The following is a 15802-nucleotide window of genomic DNA, read 5'->3' on the forward strand; positions in this document are numbered from 1 at the left end:
CTACGCACAACAGTTCGGCATCAAGGATCCGTATGGACAGGAACCACCCCTCCCGTCCAGATCGACAGAACAGCGACCAGCACCTTCGCCAGGGGCGATCACCAGACCCCGAGGGACGCCACGGCGCCCGCCTCTCCTCCGGGCACGAGGATTCGACAGGAACGCGACAAGAAGGGATCTTGACCCTCCGTTCACCTGATCACCCATGCCCAAGCTGCCGGAGACACGGCCTCGCCTTCGGCGTGCTCCGGAGAGAACGGGGGGAGAGACCCATGTCCAACAATGAGTCGTTAGTGGATTCGGCGGCGCTTTCCAGGCTGGCGAAGAGCTTTGAAAGCTACGGCACGGATCTGGAAAGCTCCACGCGGGACTTCCGATCGAAGACCGATTCCGAGGTGATTCACGATGGATTCGGTGTCCTCACGGAGTCCCAAGAGGTCACCTCCGCGCCTTTTGTCGGTGCCCATATTGTTGTTGTTGCTCAGGCTTTTCTGCGCCCACTCGTAGGCGATTGCGGCGGGGCCGTAGTTGAACTTGCTGATGGTCGCCTTGGCCAGGTCGTCGGTGGCGATGCAGCCGGGGTGCTGGCCGAGCTACCCGTCACAGCACAGCAAGGGGCCCGCCCAGTTCCCATGGGTGATGACGGGTGTCGTGTTGATGCTCAGCGCCTCGTCCTCGTAGGAGATCCGTGTGCGCTGCGCGGGCCCGTCGCCCCAGGCGGGCGGGCCCTTGATGCATTCGGTACAGGTCGATCGAAGGGACGGTCTCGTCCCGGGATTGATGGGTGACATCGCGCCAGCAAAGACGGAGATGCTCTCCTGCCACCGCGTGCTGTAGGGGCTCGGCTCGGACGCGGCCGTGACCGTGAGCGTGGCGGTGCCGATCACCTCGTACTTGGAGTTGACGTGCCCGTACTGGATGCGCTCGGGGCTCATGCGGACGCTGCCGGGTCGGCCGTCGGCATCGACGTTCCTGCTTCCGGCTCACCGCCAGACACCGTCTGACTCGATTCGCTGGATTCCCTTCTGTCGTGCCGACGATTGTCTGCCCCCAATCGTCCATAGGGCCGTTCACACTGACGCGCAAACATTCAAGACGCCACGGCCGCCGAAGGTACTCGTTTTCAGAACGTGCAAGTTGGCCGAATATCGTGACGACTTGGTGGCGGTCGGCCGCGCCGGCGGATGATGAGAGGCCGGTCCGGCAGTCGCTGGCCCTCGAGGTGACGGCAGCGAAATCACGACTGACACAGCCCATCTGTGCGGCGGTGGTGGCGGATCATAGCTCCGCAGATGAAATTCTGATGAGCCCCGGGCAGGTCAAGGCTGCCTAACAGCCCATGACGGGTCATGAGTTTGGCCTCGGACCGGCTGATTCCGTCATCGTCACTGCGTCGCTGGCGACGCTAAATTCGCCTTGATCAACCACCACTCCCCACCACATAACTGGCAGGGTTCCGACCTGGGGCGACATGGCGCCCGGCCAGGGAAAGGGCATGATGAACCGCTTAAGATCTTCCGGCCACTGGGCCAGAGGGCTGGTCGCCCTCACCGCGACCGCTGCATCGACGCTCGCCGCCATAACTGCCGGGGCCGGCCCCGCCGCCGCGACAGGGCATCCGAAACCCGCCACAACCGCCAACCAGCCGAAGCTCGGCGACGCTTGCACCTCCGCCGACCTCGGCGCACGCCACCCGTACATCAAGACCACCGAAGTGTCCCCGACGATCACCCACTTCAAGGGCTGGTACGTCACCGAGGGCACAACCGGCAACCAGACCGTCACCACCAGCACCCAGACGACCATCTCGGTCTCCGTCGGCCTCAACGGCAATGTCGAGGGCGGTTTCGCCGTCGAGACCCTCGGTAAGGTCGGCGCGAGCCTGGGCCTGAACGTCAAGGTCGACTACTCCTCCACCAGCACCGAGTCGAATTCGGTCACGTGGAACTTCAACCAGCCCGGCTACTACGGCGCCTACAAGGGCACCAAGAAGGTCACCGGTACGTACGGAAGCCTCAACTGCAACCGCGCCCAACAAGGCGACGGCAGTTGGGCGTTGAAGTGGACCGAGGGGTCCGGCAGCGGCAGCTTCACCACCTACACCACCCTTGAGGAGGGGGCGGTGCGCTGCCAGGACAAGGTGCCCGCAGGCAGCATCATGGCCAAGGCACAAGGGCTCCTCGACTGCGGCTCGGTCGCCGCGAAGGCCCAGCACCCGGCGGGTGCCGTGGCGCCGACGGCGAAGCAGATGCGGGACCGCCTCGTGCAGCGCCCGGCTCTCACCAGCGGCAGGTCCGCCGAACAGCCCAAGGCCACCGGGCGTAGCGCGCGCGCCGCTCTCAACTGCGAGTCCGGCGCCTACAAGATCGCTGTACCCGGCAAGCCCCTGTCCTGGGGCGCGCCGCTCTTGGCCGCCGACGGTGTCCGCCTGCGGCCCTCGACGATCTTCAGCGCCCACCTGGACAACTGGCGCCTGTGCAACGTGACGGAGAACAACGGGGTCCTTGAGGCGTCCCTGTGGAACTGGGGCAACGGCGGGTGCGCGACCATCGCCGAGCAGAACGCGGCCACCGAACAGGCGGTCCTGCAGACGGCCCCCTGCACGGAGGACGACCTCCAGCGGTTCTACATCTACCGCGACGTACCCGGCAGCTCGAAGATCGGTGTGCAGAACAAGTACACCGGCTCCATGATGAGCCACGACCGTTACGCGGACGGGGAGTTCATCCGCCAGTACTCCAGCGGCAGGCAGGACGGTACGGGCACGTACACCCTGATCGGAGTCTGACGGCCCACACCCCGTGAGCGGTCCCGCACGTGAACCCCCGACCTCCCGGTTTCGTGCGGGGCCCTCCGCGTCCCTACTCCGGCCCCAGTCTTGGGGGACTGGAAGCTCGACGACCCTGCATCACCTCGCGTCCCACCGACAACGCGAGCTGGGACGACTTCACCCGAACCGCTTTCGAGGGCAACGCGGCCTGGGATCGCGTAAGCCGTCGCGCTCACCGCGCCTTGCCTATCCCCTCATCAGCGAGGTGCCCGGAGGGAAGGCGAAACGGGACGGGACACCGACCAGGCGCATTGGGCGGCTCACGCATTGGGGCTCATCGCCGAGGCCCCATGCCGCCCGAGCCTGGACCCCAGCGGCAAGGGCCGGGCCCGCTGGACCATGCGCGGGAAGACTGCCCTCAATGCCTTCGACATCACCTTCGACGGCCGACTCTCCGCAGCCCGCCAGTAACCCCAACCACTCGGGTTACACCGCTCGTTTGACAGACCCGCGTCTCGTCGTCCCCGTCGACAGCATCAACACCGGGCCCTCGCCCAAGTACTACGGCTACACACGCGGCGTGACCTGGCTCAACGCCGTCAACGACCAGGTCGCGGGGATCGGCGCGATGGTCGTACGCCGCGCTCCGCGCGACAGCCTCTACACCGTGGACACCCTGCTCAACCTCGACGGCGGGGTGCGCCCGGAGATGGTGGCCACCGACAGCGCCTCCTACTCCGACATGGCGTTCGGCCCGTACAAGATGCTCGGCTTCCGCTTCGCCCCGCGCTTCCGCGACCTCGCGGACCAGCGGTTCTGGCGGGCCGACCTGCCCGGCGGCGACGAGGAGCCGGATGCGGGGTACGGGCCGCTTCAGGCCGTGGCCTGCAACAAGGTCAACCTGAAGCGGAACGAAACGCACTGGCCGGGCATGCTCCGCGTCGCCGGATCGCTCATCACCAACCAGGCCCGCGCCTACGACCTGCTGCGGATGCTCGGCCGCGAGGGCCACCCCACCCCGCTCGGGGCGGCGTTCGCGCGGCCCGGCGACCGGTCGGGCCGCTACCCGGTCGTCCTGCTGCTGTGGACGATGCGCGACGCAGGCGGGCCGGACCCACAGGATGCATTCGCGCTCGTCTCGTCCCAGCGCGACTGTCCCGAGCCATGGGCGCGGGCCGCCGCCCACGACGTGTCGGGGTTCGGGCACCTCGGCCAGCGGGCACCCGCGGCGGCAGAGGACGCCTTCGGCCAGGCACCGGAGGGATTCCGTTCGCTCGGTGACCGCTGGGGCATCGCGCTGGCCCTGGACACGCTGGCCGGCGTGGCCGTCGCGCGGTCAGTCGGTGCCGGCCGTGCGGGGGCCGGGTCTGCGTGCCTTCGCGAGCAGCGCGCGGCAGTGGTCCCGCAGCAGATCGGAGGGGACCGCGCCGAGCGAGACGTCCCGGACGACCCGGCGCAGCTCCTCGACCGGGGAGCCAGCCAGCACCTGGAGCGCCTCGAACTTGTTCCGCATCGGCACCTCGGGATCGGACACGAAGTCCCGGGCCGCGGCTGCCGCCGGTGCGTGCTGCAGCTGGGCCAGGGTGATCAGCGCCCTGGTCTGGAGGTAGCGGTTGGGTTCCCTGGCCAGCCGTCCGAGCAGGTCCAGCACGTCCGCGCCGCCCAGGTGTTGCAACACCTCGACCGCGCCGGCGCGGACCATCGTCGGCACGCGCCAGGAGGCGGCGATCGCCCGGTGGGCGCCACTCGTCTCCGGCAGCAGGCGGCCCCGGGTCAGCGCCAGCGCGCGGATCCGGACCGCTGTCACCTGGCGGGCGTCAGCCGCCACGTCGGGCAGCACCTGCCTGGTGCGCTCCGGGTGCGCCCGGCACAGCACCTCCAGTGCCCGGACGCGCGAATCCGCGTCGACTGACGCGTCCGTCAGCAGCTTCTCCAGTGCCCGGCACCCGTCCTCCGGGGCGATCCTGCCCAGCGCGCCGGCGGCGCGGATCCGCGCCGCCGGACCGAACGCCGACCGGGTGAGCCGCTCCAGGCAGCGGCGTGCCCGGCCGTCGCCGAGGTCCGCCAGGAGCGTGCCGGCCCGCACCCGCATCTCCTCCAGCAGCTCCGGGTTGTCCAGCACGGACAGCAGGGCGTCGGCGGCCTTGCGGGTGCGGAACTGGTCGAGGCGCTCGGCGGCCTGGATCTGCGATGCCCAGGGCGCCGAAGGGTGCAGCGCGATGACGGTGAGCAGGTACAGCGCCCGCGAGTCTTGTACGCCGTCCAGCGCCTCGGCGGCCTGCAGGCGTAGACCGATCCCGGCCGCGGGGTCGCCGGCCAGACCGTACAAGACCTCCTGGCCGCGCGGGTCGGAGAGGGAGAGCAGAGCCCGGCCCGCCTGGAGCCGCTCCGGTCCGGTCAGCCGCTCCGTCGCCGCGATCGCGGCCAGCGCGTCGGCCGCTCTGGGGTCGCCGTGCCGGGCCAGCGCCTCGGCCGCCCGCAGGATCAGCGCTGGCTCGTCGGACGGCCCGGTCAGCAGGTCGGCCAGGGTGTCCACGACGCGGGGGTCCCGGAGCCGGGAGAGTCCGTCGGCGGCCGACAACCGCAGGAGGCGGTCCTCCGAAGGGTCCTGGGCAATCCGGGCCAGGCACTCGACGGAGTCCTTCCCGCCCAGCCATTCCAGGGCCTCCAGCGCCCGGCTACGGGAGGACACCGGGCGCTCCCGGTCCCCGGCGGCCTCGCGCAGGTACCGGAAGGCGAAGTGCGGGTGGAGCCGGGAGAGCGCTTCCACCGCGGCGGACCGGACATGGGGGAGGGTTGGGCCGTCGGCTGCGATGCCGAGCAGGATGGCCACGGCGCTGTCGGGCGCGGTCCGGTCCAGGGACTCCGCGGCGCGCAGCCGGTCCACCCACCAGGTCTCGGAGGACCGGGCGAGGTCCGCCAGCGCCCGCGCGCCGCGCTCGTCACCGAGCCGGCCCAGGATCTCGGCGGCCCTGATCCTGCGCCCCGCGTCTGTTTCCTGGTCGCCGGCGACGGAGACCGGCAGCTCATGGGCGTCCGCGGCGCCGAGGTCCGCGAGCATCTCCGCGGCGTGCAGCCGGGTTCCCAGGTCGTGCGTGGGGAGCGCCGCGAACGAGGATATCTCCGCGGTGCCTCGGGCGTCCCCGAGGTCCACCAGCGCCCGGGCGGCCCGCAGCCGGTCGAACGGGTCGCGCCGCTCGTCGCGAACCACCGCGAACAATTCCCGCCTGGCCGCCCGCAGCGCCCGCCGGGGAAGGGCGGCGCCCTCGCTGCTCAGCCGGGCGACGTACTGGGCGCCGTGCAGCTCCCTGGCCCAGTGCGCGAGCAGCCGCGCGAACCCCGGACGGCCGGACCAGGAGGAGACGAGGAAGTCGACGTAGGGACTCTCGACGGCGGCCAGCGGGGCCACCCGGCGCCTGCGCGGCCAACCGCCGACGATCGAGCGGTAGGCGTTCCGGTTCCGCTCGGGGTCCCCGACCGTGGCCTGCGCCGCGAGGTGTTCGAGCAGCGTCTGGTGGACGAACTCCAGACTGCCGCCCCGCCGGACGACCAGCCCGCCGCGCAGCAGTACCTCCTCGCACAGCGCGCTCCACCGCTCACGACGGAGCGAGGCGGGCCGCAGGTGGCCCGTCCACCGTTCGATCAACTGCCGCTCGGGGGTGATGTCTCCGCGGTACTTGGCCAGCGCCAGCTCCCGCAGGACGTGATCCGTCAGGGCGCCGAGTCCTTCCGCCGCGCGGGCCCCCTCGGCGCCGTGGCGGTCCAACACGGCGTGCGCCTGCTCCAGCACGTTGGCCCGCTCGTCGTACTGCTTGGCGCGGAGCAGGTCCATGAAGCGCGTGTACAGCGCCCAGCGGCCCCGGGGCAGCGGCTCCTGGGCGGAGTCGGCGTGCAACTGGCAGAGCATGGTCGCCATCAGCGGCACCGTCGCCAGGTGCCGCACGCTGGGGATCCTGACATGATCCAGGAAGGCGGTGGTCCTCGCCTCTGGCTCCGGCAGGCCCAGGGCGGTGAACCAGGCGCGGGCGAACCCGGGCAGCTGCTGAAGGTCGAAGGGCAGCAACGAGCAGCAGCGGAACCGAGGTTCCGGTATGTCCCGGACGTCGAGGGTGGGCCTGGTCGCCAGGACGAACCGGAACTGGTGCGCGTACGCGTCCTGTTCCCGGATCGAGGCGAGCTTGCCCAGGACGCGCTGCTGCCCCTCCGGGCTCATCACCTCGTCCAGGCCGTCCACCAGCAGCAGCCAGCGCACGCCCGGCGCCGGGGGAGCGGCGAAGAGGTCCTCGCGGAGAGGTCTGACCAGCCCGGCGCCGCTCAGCTCCCGGGAGACGGCGTCGTGCAGGAGGCTCGCGAAGGGCCGGTCGCCGACCAGGTCCGCGGCCCTGACCAGGACGGGGACCGAGTGGTAGAAGTGCTCCTCGGTCCACCTGCGGGCGACGGTGGTGATCCAGGACCGCAGCAGACTGGACTTCCCGAAGCCCGGTCCGCCGAAGACGATCACGTCGTCTGGGTGGTCCAGGAGCCCGTCGGCGGGGGTCCGCGCCTCGTCGTCCGGCACCGGGGCGAGGCCCCGGTACGCCGTCGCGTGCTGGTGGACGTAGACCGTGGACAGCGGCGGCGGCACCGTGCCGGGGACCACGCCTGGGTACGGGTGCTCCCGGGCGGCTCGCGCGGAGATGTCCAGGAACTCGCGCAGCCGCGGTCCGAGGAAGGGCCAGCCGCCCGCCTCGATCTGCGCGTCCGACAGCGTGCCCAGCCAGGTCCGGCAGTCGGTACTCCACCGGCTGTCGCACCAGCCGGGATCGAGCCGGGCGGTCAACTCACGCGCCCCGACCATGTGCGAACTGCCGGTCCGGTCGGCGGTGGTGAGCATGCCGGCCACGCACCCCGTCCGGCGGTTGAGGACGGGGCTACCGCTAAACCCTGCGGTCACCACCGTGCCGCGCAGCCGGTGCAGGCTGTTCGGCCGCTCGAAGGCACGGGCGGACGTGCCCTCGTAGGTGAAGGTCGCAGACTGCCCGGCGCGGAACATGCCGGACGGGTGCCCATGGGTCCACAGCACGTCCCCGACGGCCAGCCGGTCCGACAGCGGCAGGGCGGCGGGGCTCTCCCGCCGGTCGGCGTCGGTGACCTGAAGGAATGCCAGGTCGAGCCCATCCCCCGGGGTCAGGAAGTACCGCTCCGGACGCGCCTGGAGTTCCAGGACCAGCGAGCGCGAGGCGATGCGGCCGACGATCCTGCGCGGTAACTCCGCCGCCGAGGCGGCCACCACGTGGGCGCACGTGGCCACCACGCCGGGCGCCACGAAGAAGCCGGTGCCCACGGCGAGAGGTTCGCCGTCGGGCGAGGGCACTTCGAGCGCGACGACGGAGTCCAGCAGCGCCGACTCCTGCCTCCCCGGGGGAAGGCCCGTCACGCCGAGGTGCTGTCCCATTCGAGCGTGACCTTGAACGCCGACTTGGCGCTCGCCTTGCCGATGGCGGCCACCAGAGACCCCGACTCCAGGGCGATGTCGCAGCCGAACTCCAGCGTCACTTTGCTCGCCGTGCTCTGCCGGGCCTGCTCGCCCACAGCCCGTGCCACCGCGTTCAGCCCGGATATGACCTGGTCGAGGCCGGGACGACGGGCGCCGATCTCGGTCTCCTCGCCGTCCACCGCGGCCTCGGCGGAGCCCGCGAACACCTGGATGCGCACCCCGTCCTGGGTCACCGGGACCATCACGGTCTCCCCCACGGTGCGGTCGTGCTCTGTCATCGTGCGTCCCCTCCAGGCTCGGCCTGAACGTCTGTGACGAGCCCGGAGCGGGCCGTAACGACATCGTGGCACAGCCCACTGACAGCGCGTGGCCGCCGGAGATAACCCCCCTGCGCGCGGCCGGACTCGGCGGTCAGGCGAGCGCGCTGCCCCGCCTTCCACTTCTTCCAGGAGAGGGTCCAGCCGTGTTGAGCCCGTTGGCCGAGTCGACGGTCTTGTCGCCCGAGGTCTTCACGATCACCACGTCCCCGAGGAGCGAACCGTCGTAGAACTCCTATCCGTCCGTCTCCTCGTCCTTCCCGCCCTTGGTGTCGTGCAGGCAGATGCAGCCGTGGGTGCCGTTGCGGTGGCCGAAGGTGGAGGCGGCGGTTCAGTAGTTGCCGTGGATGACGGTGCCGGAGGTGGTCGGCCGCTGGGCGTGCAGCACGTCCGCTCTACGTCAGGCTGCTCCTGGACGGCACTGCCGGAACCTGGACATCGAGAGGTTCCTCATGTCACCTGCCGCTTCCCCGACCACGTCCCGCCCAAGCACCACAACCGGCCATGAGGCCGTCTCCCGGAAGCAGGACATCATCCCAACCGTCACCACCACCGACACATGGCGCGAGGCAACCCGGCCAAACAGCAGTGTGCACAGCTTCTCCGGTGCGCTCTCCCCGCCTTCGTGTTCACGAAGGCGGGGAGCGGTCCGCACTCACATGAAGATCGCTCACCACCCCTGGCCGCCGCACCCTGCACACCGACTACCAAACAGGGAAAGGTTGTTCGCGGGACCGATCACGTGCCGGCCGGGACCGCATCACGAAAGTGGATCAGGGACGTGAAGCGATCACTCGCTGTGGGACGTGGTGATCTGACGAACAGCCAGTACTCTTCGTGCAACTTGCCGCCAAGTCCCATGCAAAGGGCCTGATCACATGACAGTTCCGGCTGGGTGGGTGACGCGTGGCAGGTCCGTCCGGCGCTCAGCGCACCAGGACGTTCTCTCCCGAGCGCGGCAGGACCGCGTGCCAGCCCAGTTCCCGCACGATCCGGTCCCGTAGGGCCGTGGAGGCGTCCGGCTCGCCGTGCACCAGATACGTGCTGTGCGGAGGCGGGGCGGCACGCAGCCAGTCCACGATCTGCGTCGCGTCCGCGTGGGCCGAGAAGTGCGGAACGTTCGCCACCTCGGCGCGCACGGGGACGTACTCGCCGAACATCTTGAGTGCGCCGGCCCCGTCCACCAGGTCGCGGGCGCGGGTGCCGACCGCCGCGAAGCCCACGATGACCACGGCGTTGCGCGGGTCGGGCAGGCGCCGCCGCAGGTGGTGCAGAACGCGTCCGCCGGTCGCCATGCCCGCCGACGAGACGATGACCGCCGGGCCCTGCGTGTGGTTGATGTCGATCGACTCCTGAACGGAGCGGGCGGCGGTGAACGGGTCGGGGCTCAGCGCGGCCGTCCCTGCGGAGGTGATCTCGGGTAGCAGTTCGGTGGCGCGGGAGTGGATGGCGTCCCGGTACACGTCCAGGGCCTTCAGGGCCATGGGGCTGTCGACGTACACCGGGACCTTCTTGGGTAGTGCGCCCTCGGCTCGCAGGGCGGCCAGCTCGTTCAGAACGACCTCCGTGCGGTCCAGGGCGAAGGCGGGAATGACCACGATTCCTCCGCGTCGCAGCGTGCGGGCCAGCACGTGGGCGAACCGTGCCCGACCGGCCTTGTCGTCGTGCCGGCGATTGCCGTAAGTCGACTCCACCAGCAACACGTCCGCGCCCGAGAACGGCTCGGCCGGGCGCAGCAGGGGATGTCCGGGGCGGCCGAGGTCGCCGCTCACCGCGAGGGTGTGTCCGTCTTCCAGAGTGAGGTGGGCCCACGTCGAGCCGAGGATGTGTCCGGCGCGTCGCAGGGTCAGCGTGGTCCCGGTGGTGACGTCGATGGCGGTGTCCACGGGTACCGGATCGAAATACTGCAGGGTGCGGTCGACGTCGGCGTCGTCGTAGAGCGGTTCGGCGACCCGGTGTTTGGACCAGCCGTGGGTGTTGGCGTGCGCCGCCGCCTCCATCTGCAGACGAGCGCTGTCACGCAGCACGATCCCGGCCAGTCGCGCGGTGTACGTGCTGGCGAGGATCGGCCCCCGGAAGCCCTGGCGGACGAGGCGGGGCAGATAGCCGCAGTGGTCCAGGTGCGCGTGGGTGACGACGACGGCCTCGATGTCGGAGGCGTCACGGGGAAGACTCCGCCAGTTGCGGCGGCGCAGCTCGCCGAGACCTTGGAAGAGCCCGCAGTCGACGAGGATCCGTGCGTGGCCGCTCTCGACGAGGAACTTGCTGCCCGTCACGGTGCCGACGCCGCCCATGAAGGTCAGCAGTGCCGGCCTCTGCCGGGGCGCCGCGGGGACCGTGGACGGATCAGGTTCGGTGGACATGGGGTTTCCGCCTCCCGGTCGTGCATCGGCGCGTACTTTCCACGCCCTGTGAAGGCTTCAGTCGGCACGGGGTGTGCGGTGTGGTCGGACGACCGCCAAGGGGCATTGGGAGAACTGCAGGAGTTGGTGGCTGACCGACCCCATGGCCAGTCCGCGGAAGCCGCCGCGGCCGCGGGAGCCGACGACCAGGAGGTCCGCCCGGTCGGACGCACGGGCCAGCGCGAGCATGGGGTCTTCCTCGGGGAGATGCTTCACCACCTCCACCTCGGGATGCTGGCGCGTCAGTGGGGCCAGCCAATCCTCCAGGTCCTTCCGGTGCGCTCGGACCGCCTCGTCCAGCGCTCCGGCGGTCGTAAGACCGTGCAGTCCCGGGCGGATCCAGGCGTGCACGACCTGCAGGGGGACGCCGCGCAGGGATGCCTGCTCGAAGGCGTACGCCAGGGCGGCGTCCGAGTGGGTCGAGCCGTCCGTGCCCACCACGATGCGGTTGTGACCGGTGGTGAGGTAGTTGACGACGACCACGGGGCACACCGCGTGTCCGACGACCTGTAGCGCGACCGAGCCCAGCAGCAGGCTCCCGAACCCACCCATGCCCTTGGCGCCGAGCACAAGCGTGTGCGCGTGCTCCGCCTCGGACAGCAGCGCGGCAGGCGGAGCACCCGAGGGCAGCGCGGAGGTGACTTCCAGGCCCGGATGTGCTTCCTTGGCGACCGTGGTGGCCTCGTCGACCACTCCCCTGTCGTGTTGCCCTGCCTCCCAGGCACGTCCCTCCGGGGTGGTGGCGTGTGCGTGTGCCGGGGGCAGGACGTGCACGACGTGCAGAGCGCGACCTCGCGATGCGGCCTCGTGGGCCGCCCAGATCAGGGCCCGCAGGCTGCGTCCGGAACCGTCGACCCCGACGACGATCGATCCAGTCATGGCCACTCCCTTGTGTGAAACGTCGGCGCCGGACCGGCGCCCGGTATGCCCGAGCACAGCCCGTTCCGCCGCGGGGGCGGGAGGAGCTTCCGGCCGGCCGGGCCGGTCCGTGTTCGCCCTGCCCCGCTGCCGTCGGCGAGCGAACGCATCTGCCGCTCCTGCGCGCTCATGCCACGGTGGCTTGCCCCACGGGCGTCGGCTCTTGGTGCGGACGTCGGGTCGGCGGTGGGGCAGTGGTGTGCTGTGTTTCGTCCTCGACGAATCGGGCCAGGGCGCGGGCGCTTTCCAGGAACTGGGCGGGGAAGACGATGGTGGAGTTCTTCTCCGCGGCGATCTCGGAGAGGATCTGCAGGTTCCGCAACTGCAGGGCGACGGGGTGGGCGCTGATGACGTCAGCGGCCTCGGCGAGGCGGTCCGCGCTCAGTGCCTCTCCCTCAGCTGCGATGATCTTGGCGCGCTTCTCCCGCTCGGCCTCGGCCTGGCGTGCCATCGCGCGCTGCATGGTGGGCGGCAACTCGATGTCCTTGAGCTCCACCAGCAGGACATAGATGCCCCAGCGTTGGGTCAGCCCGTCGAGGATGTCCTTGATCTGGGTGTTCAACGTTTCGGTGTCGGTGAGGACCTGGTCGAGGAGGGACCGGCCCACGACATTGCGCACGGTGGTCTGGGCGATCTGACCGATGGCGGCCGACACGTCCTCGATCTCCACGATGGACTTCACGGGGTCGACCCGACGGAAGTAGGCGACGGCCGCGACACCGATGGAGACATTGTCGCGGGTGATGACCTGTTGGGAGGGGATCGGCATGGTCACCGTCCGCAGGGTGACCTTCCACATCCGGTCCGCCAAGGGGATCATGAAGCGAATACCCGGATTCCGGACGTTGTGCAGTTTCCCGAAGCGGAACACCACCCCGCGTTGGTACTGACGCACGATCGCGACACCGAGATTCGCCATGCCACCCACCTCCTCGAAGGCGTTTGTTCCACAGTGGCCGATGTCGGTTCGTCGGCGCTTGGGCCCTCCGGCCCTGCGCCCTGGGTCGATCCGACCACATTCCGGCCCTACCCGACTGCCCCGGGCACTGCGGGAGAGTCCGCGATTCGTCACCGCTTGCCAGTGCCTGCCGATCAGAGGCCCCGGCCGACCCGCGTCTCCGCACGCCTGACTACGGCAGGTGACCGATCGCCCGCCCGGACCGTTTCGCGCACAGGGCGTTGGGCGAAGGCGGAATACTGGAACGGGGCGAGTCTGCGAACGGCTGGCACGGTACCGCTCTCGGCGTCCGCGTTAGCCCGTGCCCCTCGCGTGGAGGGAGCGACCTCATGCTGAAGGCAACCAAGGAAACACCCGCAGGCGTCGATGTGGTCAGGGCCGTCGGCACCGTGTCGAAGGGCGACTACGAGAGTGTGGTCGTGCCACTCGTCGAAGACGCCCGCCGGGCGGGACGGCGCCTGCGCATCATGTGTGAGATCGGGCCGGAGTTCCGGTCGTTCACCCCGGCTGCGGCCTGGGAGGACCTCAAGGTCGGTCCCGGTGCCATGCGGCTGTGCGACGGCTGCGCCGTTGTCACCGATGCCGGATGGATCCGCGAGACGACCCGATTGCTGCGCTTCCTGATGCCCTGCCCCGTGCACGTCTTCGGCGCCCAGGAACGCGAAGAGGCCCTGCAGTGGCTGACGTCACTACCCGAAGGCCCCGGCATCTCCCACCGGCTCCTGACCGACTCCCGCGTGCTCGTCGTCGAAGTCCAACATCCGCTGCGCGCCCAGGACTTCGAGGCACTGGCGGCGACCGCGGACACCTGGTTGCAGACCCACGACGCGCTGGCCGGCGTCGTGATCCACACACACGAGTTTCCCGGTTGGGAAAACCTCGGCAGCCTGATCCGCCACGTGCGGTTCATCCGTGATCACCATCGGAAGGTCGAAAGGATCGCGTTGGCGGCGGACAGCAAGGTCGCCGCGCTGGTGCCCCACCTCGCGAACCACTTCGTCCATGCCGAGGTGCAGCGCTTCGCATACGACGAACTCGACGACGCACTCGCGTGGGCCGCCGATGCCGAGACGCGACAGCCGGGCAAGGCATGTTGACCACCATGTGCGTCAGGTCCCGCCGTGTTTCGGTCCGAGCCGACGCCAGCATCTTCGACCGCCGGAGCCATGGAGGTCCTTCCCGCCTGCTCGCGCTCGCCTCTCTCTTGTGCCGATGACATGCCGGGCGCAGCTGGTGGCGTTCGGGGGCACCAGTACGCCCCCTGGGGACCGGTCCCGGATTCGTCAGTCGTGCGGCACGATGGCGACGGGGCACGACGCGTGGTGTGCGGCGGCATGTGCGACGTTGCCCAGCCGTGGCGCCAGGGCGGGTCGTTGCCGACGGCGTCCGATCACCAGCAGATCGGCGGCCGAGGCCGCTCGTACGACGGCCCGGGAGGGGCTCTCCAGAAGTACGCTGTCGATCACCCGCACACCGGGGAACTTCTCGCGCGACGAGCGGAGTGCCTCGCCCAGCCGCTGCCGGGCTTCCTCGGTGATCTCCTCGATGACGTCGGGATTCCCGGCCCACGGCACGTACCTATCCACCGGCAAGCTCCTCCCGTGGACGGCGTGCAGGGGCACTTCGCGCAGGGCGGCGGCCTCGAAGGCGAACTCCAGCAGGTCGTCGCACCGCCCGTGCAGGCTCACCCCGACCACCACGACTCCGCCCGTGCCGTGCGCCGGATCCGAGGCAGGGCGCATGCCGGCGCGCACCAGCACGACCGGCCGCTCCGCTCGCGCCACGATCTCCATGCTGGTGTCGCCCAGGAAGAAGCATGCGGCGGTGGACAGTCCCCGCGATCCCAGTATCAGCAGCTCGGACCGCGCCGACGCGCGGAGCAGAGCGGTCTCGGCGTCAGATGCGACCAGGTCCTCGACGACGGGGAGGTTCGGGTAGCGCTCGTGGATTTCCGTTTGCGCATCGTGCACGATCCGTTTCGCCCAGTAGTTCTGGTCCACCTCCGGGGACGGTCCGACGGCCTCCGGTGCGAGCATGGGCCAGGCATGCAGCAGGCGTAGCGGGAGCCCTCGGCGATCGGCTTCCCCGGCTGCCCAGCGGGCGGCCGCCAGGCTCTCGGCCGAACCGTCGAGACCCACGGTGACGGCGTGGTCCATGGCAGTTGCCTCCTTCTCGCCGCGAGCCGGAGCGGGGTACGAACACGTCTCCTTCCCTCCAGCGTGCGGTCGCCGTCCGTCCGGCGACAGGGCCCCTTGGCCCAAGGATCGGGGCCGACAGCAGTGGAGAAGGCGTCGAAGCCGACGCGGGCGAGGCCACGCGGCGGCGTACGGGCACGGCGGAGCGGCCCGAACCACCCCACGACGGGGGACCATCGGCCCTACGCCCTATCCGTCCGGTGCGCGCACGCTGAGGGCATGCAGTGGGACAACGGCCTTCGGCAGCTGGACCGGCAGGAGTGCCTGCGCTTCCTGACGTTGGTGCCCATCGGCCGCATCGTGTACACGCACGAGGCGCTGCCTGCCGCCCTGCCGGTCAACTTCTCTCTCGACCAGGACCACTCGGTGGTGTTCCGGACCTCGGCGCGGTCACGTGTGGTGCACGCCGTCGACGGCGCCGTCGTGGCTTTCGAAACCGACTGGTTCGACGAGGAGTCGCAGTCGGGTTGGAGCGTCGTCGTGACCGGGCGGGCCAGCCTGGTCACCGACCGGAGAGAACAAGAACGGCTGCGTGCGGTCGGGCTCCGCTCGTGGGTGGCCGTGCCGGAGGACGCCTTCGTCCGGATCACCCCCGAACTCGTGAGCGGTCGCCTCCTGCACGGGCACCCGCGCGGCGGCGAGCGGGGCACGGCGTCCCTCGCCGACGTCCCGTGACGGCTGTGGCATCCGTCCGTACCGGAGGGCTCGGCGCATGACGGCCCGACCCACCGCCCCTGTGCCCGGCCGGCCCGTGTCCCAGGCCCTT

General features: G+C 70.3%; 10 protein-coding genes and 2 pseudogenes. 4 read left to right on the forward strand and 8 right to left on the reverse strand.

Features of this window, described 5'->3' with window-relative positions:
- Nucleotides 1-593 precede the first annotated feature (593 nt).
- A complete protein-coding gene (locus JNO44_RS04435) occupies nucleotides 594-935 on the reverse strand; it encodes a hypothetical protein (protein WP_205361578.1) in 342 nt (113 codons plus the stop codon).
- 563 nt (nucleotides 936-1498) lie between these two features.
- Here JNO44_RS04435 and JNO44_RS04440 point away from each other — a divergent pair.
- Entirely contained in the window at nucleotides 1499-2788 is a 1290-nt protein-coding gene (locus tag JNO44_RS04440) for a hypothetical protein (protein WP_205369378.1), read from the forward strand.
- A gap of 466 nt (nucleotides 2789-3254) precedes the next feature.
- A pseudogene (locus tag JNO44_RS43070) lies at nucleotides 3255-3818 on the forward strand (Tn3 family transposase); the annotation flags it as partial.
- 288 nt (nucleotides 3819-4106) lie between these two features.
- On the opposite strand, the gene JNO44_RS04445 reads toward JNO44_RS43070, so the two are convergent.
- From JNO44_RS04445 to JNO44_RS04465, 6 genes and pseudogenes are all read right to left on the reverse strand, one after another.
- A complete protein-coding gene (locus tag JNO44_RS04445; protein WP_205361579.1) occupies nucleotides 4107-8204 on the reverse strand; it encodes a HEAT repeat domain-containing protein in 4098 nt (1365 codons plus the stop codon).
- Nucleotides 8183-8524, reverse strand: coding sequence for a CU044_2847 family protein (locus JNO44_RS04450; RefSeq protein ID WP_205361580.1), 342 nt, complete (start codon nucleotides 8522-8524; stop codon nucleotides 8183-8185). The genes JNO44_RS04445 and JNO44_RS04450 overlap by 22 nt, the downstream gene beginning before the upstream one ends.
- Nucleotides 8525-8673: 149 nt before the next feature.
- A pseudogene (locus tag JNO44_RS43075) lies at nucleotides 8674-8954 on the reverse strand (hypothetical protein); the annotation flags it as partial.
- 535 nt (nucleotides 8955-9489) lie between these two features.
- Complete coding sequence (locus JNO44_RS04455; RefSeq protein ID WP_205361581.1) at nucleotides 9490-10926, reverse strand: MBL fold metallo-hydrolase RNA specificity domain-containing protein; 1437 nt, start codon at nucleotides 10924-10926, stop codon at nucleotides 9490-9492.
- A gap of 57 nt (nucleotides 10927-10983) precedes the next feature.
- Nucleotides 10984-11844 (reverse strand): universal stress protein, encoded by an 861-nt coding sequence (locus JNO44_RS04460; RefSeq protein WP_205361583.1) that lies wholly within the window; start codon nucleotides 11842-11844, stop codon nucleotides 10984-10986.
- A 166-nt stretch (nucleotides 11845-12010) separates the two neighbouring features.
- On the reverse strand, nucleotides 12011-12802 hold the full coding sequence (locus JNO44_RS04465; RefSeq protein WP_205361585.1) for a slipin family protein: 792 nt from the start codon (nucleotides 12800-12802) through the stop codon (nucleotides 12011-12013).
- Between the two features lie 368 nt (nucleotides 12803-13170).
- On the opposite strand from JNO44_RS04465, the gene JNO44_RS04470 reads away from it, so the two are divergent.
- The gene (locus JNO44_RS04470; protein ID WP_205361587.1) at nucleotides 13171-13938 is read left to right on the forward strand and encodes a SpoIIAA family protein; all 768 of its coding nucleotides are present in this window, start codon (nucleotides 13171-13173) and stop codon (nucleotides 13936-13938) included.
- 186 nt (nucleotides 13939-14124) lie between these two features.
- On the opposite strand, the gene JNO44_RS04475 is transcribed toward JNO44_RS04470, so the two are convergent.
- A complete protein-coding gene (locus JNO44_RS04475; protein ID WP_205361589.1) occupies nucleotides 14125-14997 on the reverse strand; it encodes a universal stress protein in 873 nt (290 codons plus the stop codon).
- 258 nt (nucleotides 14998-15255) lie between these two features.
- On the opposite strand from JNO44_RS04475, the gene JNO44_RS04480 reads away from it, so the two are divergent.
- Nucleotides 15256-15711 (forward strand): pyridoxamine 5'-phosphate oxidase family protein, encoded by a 456-nt coding sequence (locus JNO44_RS04480; protein WP_205361591.1) that lies wholly within the window; start codon nucleotides 15256-15258, stop codon nucleotides 15709-15711.
- Nucleotides 15712-15802: the final 91 nt, after the last annotated feature.

It is taken from the genome of Streptomyces noursei, assembly GCF_016917755.1.
GTDB lineage: Bacteria > Actinomycetota > Actinomycetes > Streptomycetales > Streptomycetaceae > Streptomyces > Streptomyces yunnanensis.

What these genes read in the sequence shown, in the direction of transcription:
- JNO44_RS04435 (WP_205361578.1), bottom strand. Translation starts at nt 935, where the DNA reads ATGAGCCCCGAGCGCATCCAGTACGGGCACGTCAACTCCAAGTACGAG.
- JNO44_RS04440 (WP_205369378.1), top strand. Translation starts at nt 1,499, where the DNA reads ATGAACCGCTTAAGATCTTCCGGCCACTGGGCCAGAGGGCTGGTCGCC.
- JNO44_RS04445 (WP_205361579.1), bottom strand. Translation starts at nt 8,204, where the DNA reads ATGGGACAGCACCTCGGCGTGACGGGCCTTCCCCCGGGGAGGCAGGAG.
- JNO44_RS04450 (WP_205361580.1), bottom strand. Translation starts at nt 8,524, where the DNA reads ATGACAGAGCACGACCGCACCGTGGGGGAGACCGTGATGGTCCCGGTG.
- JNO44_RS04455 (WP_205361581.1), bottom strand. Translation starts at nt 10,926, where the DNA reads ATGTCCACCGAACCTGATCCGTCCACGGTCCCCGCGGCGCCCCGGCAG.
- JNO44_RS04460 (WP_205361583.1), bottom strand. Translation starts at nt 11,844, where the DNA reads ATGACTGGATCGATCGTCGTCGGGGTCGACGGTTCCGGACGCAGCCTG.
- JNO44_RS04465 (WP_205361585.1), bottom strand. Translation starts at nt 12,802, where the DNA reads ATGGCGAATCTCGGTGTCGCGATCGTGCGTCAGTACCAACGCGGGGTG.
- JNO44_RS04470 (WP_205361587.1), top strand. Translation starts at nt 13,171, where the DNA reads ATGCTGAAGGCAACCAAGGAAACACCCGCAGGCGTCGATGTGGTCAGG.
- JNO44_RS04475 (WP_205361589.1), bottom strand. Translation starts at nt 14,997, where the DNA reads ATGGACCACGCCGTCACCGTGGGTCTCGACGGTTCGGCCGAGAGCCTG.
- JNO44_RS04480 (WP_205361591.1), top strand. Translation starts at nt 15,256, where the DNA reads ATGCAGTGGGACAACGGCCTTCGGCAGCTGGACCGGCAGGAGTGCCTG.